The organism is Streptomyces sp. NPDC055078 (genome assembly GCF_053607985.1).
On record NZ_JBSGUP010000799.1, the window covers coordinates 1 to 3,361 of the forward strand.

General features: G+C 72.5%; 3 protein-coding genes. 1 reads left to right on the plus strand and 2 read right to left on the minus strand.

Annotation, left to right across the window (positions count from 1 at the left end; genetic code table 11):
* Together ACWF94_RS36870 and ACWF94_RS36875 are read right to left on the minus strand one after the other, a co-directional pair.
* A partial coding sequence (locus tag ACWF94_RS36870) for an ankyrin repeat domain-containing protein (RefSeq protein ID WP_453499014.1) occupies positions 1 to 1,130 on the minus strand: 1,130 nt, incomplete at its 3' end.
* Positions 1,131 to 1,152: 22 nt separating this feature from the next.
* On the minus strand, positions 1,153 to 2,049 hold the full coding sequence (locus tag ACWF94_RS36875; protein ID WP_453499016.1) for a hypothetical protein: 897 nt from the start codon (positions 2,047 to 2,049) through the stop codon (positions 1,153 to 1,155).
* Positions 2,050 to 2,283: 234 nt separating this feature from the next.
* On the opposite strand from ACWF94_RS36875, the gene ACWF94_RS36880 reads away from it, so the two are divergent.
* Complete coding sequence (locus ACWF94_RS36880) at positions 2,284 to 3,051, plus strand: S1 family peptidase (protein ID WP_453499018.1); 768 nt, start codon at positions 2,284 to 2,286, stop codon at positions 3,049 to 3,051.
* Positions 3,052 to 3,361 lie beyond the last annotated feature (310 nt).

A 3,361-nucleotide genomic window follows, 5' to 3' on the forward strand; every position in this document is an offset into this window, starting at 1 on the left:
TCCGACAGCACCTCCGGCAGAACCGGCACCTCCGGCAGGACCGGCGGCTCCGCCACCCCACCCGGACCACTCCGCCCCGGCGACCGCCCCGCCACCAGGGCGCCCAGCGCCGACACCACCGCGCGGATCAGCTCGGGCTCCCGGGCGTCCTGGGACAGCCCGATGAGCAGGGGCAGGGCGCGGGCCCCGAACGGCAGCCGCCCCAGGACATCCGCCGCGAACGCCCGCCGCGCCACCTCCCCGCTCGCACACCACGCGGACGCGGCCTGAAACGTCTCCTCGTCCCCGCGCCGCCACAGCGCCCGTACCTGCTCGGTCCAGTTGTCATGCCGCCGGTCGCCGCAGGCCAGCGCCCGCCCGGCGAGTTCCGCGTACGGCGTCTGGATGCCCAGCTCGCCCTCCAGCAGGGTGGCGATCGCCGCGTGCCCGGTCCCCCGCTCGTTGCCGCCGCGCGGGACACCGTCCCGCAGCACCTCCACCACGACGGTCACCCCGCCGTCCTCCTCGATCCGCTGGGTGACGGTCTCGCTCCCGGGCCCGTACTGCTCCAGCAGCCCGGACCGCAACTCCTCGGCCAGGTCGCGGCCGAGCCAGGAACGGGCCTCCGCGAGCGCGGCCTCCTTCGCGGTCGCGCCGTGGCCGAGCAGGGTCCGTACGGTCGCGGGCGACCCCCGCCGCGCCGCGCCCACCAGCGGCGGATCGCCGTGCGGGCTGGGCAGATCGGGGTCGGCCCCGTGCTCCAGGAGGGCCCGGACGGTGTCCGCGTACCCCTGTCCGACCGCCCAGGTCATCGCGGTGAGGCCGAACTCCTCGGGGGTGTCCGGCCGCGCGCCCGCGGCGAGGAGGGCCCGTACCACCTCCGTATGACCGCCGACGGCGGCACCGCACAGCGGCAGATCCTCCGTGTCCCTGCCACCGCTGCGCTCCGGCTCCGCGCCCGCCGCCAGCAGCAGCCGTACGATGCCGATCTCGTTGCTCACGGACGCGAGGTAGAGCGGTGTCTGCCCGTCCTCGTCGGTGCTGTCCGCGGCCACCCCGGCCCGCAACAGCCGTACGACGGCGTCCTCGTCACCGCCGTACACGGCGGCGAACAGCGCCTCCGTACCCCACGCACCCGAGTCTTCGTCCATGCGTCGAGGTTACGAACATCGCTCAGGTGTCGCATTCGAGAATCGTCCGGCACAGCCCGCACCGGGCCCGCACCCGTCCCCGTACGAGAAGCCGGATGCGCTGATGGCAGGTGGGGCAGCGGAAGGACACCCGGGGCCCGTCCGGTCCGGTCTCGAAGGCGTACGGCACCTGGGGGTCGCGCGGCTCCCGGTCCGGGTGGTCCAGAGCGTGGCGCCGGTTCTTGGCGTAGCGCTGGCGGCCCGCCCACCCGGCCGTGGTCAGCGGCGGCTGCCGGGCGTCGCGCTGGGCCTGGGCGCGTCCCTTGGTGTACGCGGTGTACGCCTGCGGGCTGGTGAACCAGAGCGCGGGGTCCTCGTCGAACTCGATGGCCCGCTTGGCGAGGACATAGCCGAACTCCTCGGGGGTGAGATAGCCCAGCTTCTGGCTGGAGACCTGGTCCTCGCGGAACGCGTCGAGCAGCAGCCACCCCGCGCCGAGATAGGTGGTCGCGGTGTCGGTGAGGATCTCGTTGTCGCGGGTGCCGGGAAAGGTGAGATCCAGCCGGTGCAGCAGCACATGGGTGATCTCGTGCGCGAGGGCCGCGCCGATGTCCCGCCGATGGGTACGGAAGCGGTCGTTCAGCTCGATGAAGTACTCGGGTCCCGCCGTCAGCTCGACGCTCGCCGCATGGTGCATCTCGCGGAAGCTCACGATCATCCGGGCCTCAGGCAGCCGCAGATGGTGCACCAGGGCGCGGGCGACCCGCTGCGCGCCCAGATGAAGATCGTCCTGGTCGGAGAAGGCCGCGTCGGCGGGGAGCAGGCTCGGCGCGTAGGAGCGCACGCCCTCGGGCGACAGCCTCCGGTACAGCGCGGTGATCGCGGAGCGCACGGTGTCGAGATGCGGAAAACCGTGCACGACCTCATTGCTCTTCGCCACCAAAACCCGTACCCCCTGCGCGACGGTCGGCCCGGCTCAACTCTACGGGGAACGGCCGGCGAACCTGCGGAGCCGACATGGCCGAAAGCCGCTCCTTGTGAGGCGCCCGGAGGACTGCCCATAATCCGGGTCACGTCTTGTCGGGCACATGACAGCAGTACGGAAAGTCCGCAGTTTCTGCTGTCCGGGCCCGATCCGGCCGTGGTTTCTCAACCCCCCACGAAAGGTATCCCGTTGAATATCCTGCGTGCACTCAAGAGATGTGCCGCCGCGAGCGCCGTCCTCCTCGCCGCCGTCAGCCTCCAGCCCACCGCCGCCTTCGCCGCCCCGCCGCCCGTCGTCGGCGGCACCCGCGCGGCACAGGGCGAGTTCCCGTTCATGGTCCGGCTCTCCATGGGCTGCGGCGGCTCGCTGCTCACCCAGCAGGTCGTCCTCACCGCCGCGCACTGTGTGAACGGCTCGGGCAACAACACCTCCATCACCGCCACCGCCGGGGTCGTGGACCTCCAGGGCGCGGGCGCGATCAAGGTCAGGTCGACCAAGGTCCTCCGGGCCCCCGGCTACAACGGCACCGGCAAGGACTGGGCGCTGATCAAGCTCGCCCGGCCGATCGGTCTGCCCACCCTGGCGATCGCCGATACGGCCGCCTACAACAGCGGCACGTTCACGATCGCGGGCTGGGGCGCGGCCCGCGAGGGCGGCTCGCAGCAGCGCTATCTGCTCAAGGCGGAGGTGCCGTTCGTCGACGACGCGACCTGCCAGGAGCCGTACCCGGGGCTCGTCCCCGACGAGGAACTGTGCGCGGGCCTCCCTGAGGGCGGGGTCGACACCTGCCAGGGTGACTCCGGCGGTCCCATGTTCCGCCGGGACGACGCGGGCGCCTGGATACAGATCGGCATAGTGAGCTGGGGCGCGGGCTGCGCCAGGCCCGGCTCCCCGGGTGTCTACACCGAGGTCTCCACCTTCGCGTCGGCCATCAGGTCGGCGGCGGCAACCCTGTAACTCCCGTGACGGGCGGGGGCGGTGCACGGATGTGTCCTGTCTGCTCAGTCCAAGACCTGCCCCCGCTTTGTCCATGGGCGTGTTCCCCCTCCCGGCGCAGATTGACGTGTACGAATCACTGTCGCGAGGAGGACGAGCGTGTACGCAAGCGATCGCGGACCCCGACCCAGCGGACCCGGCCGCAACGGTTCCGGTAGCCCCGGTTCCGGACCCGGTGGGCTCGGCTGCGACGGCGGCCCCGGCCCCGGTGGGCTCGGGGCCGGCGGAACCGGCGCGGGTGGTCTCGGTTCTGGTGGCCCCAGCCCCGCCC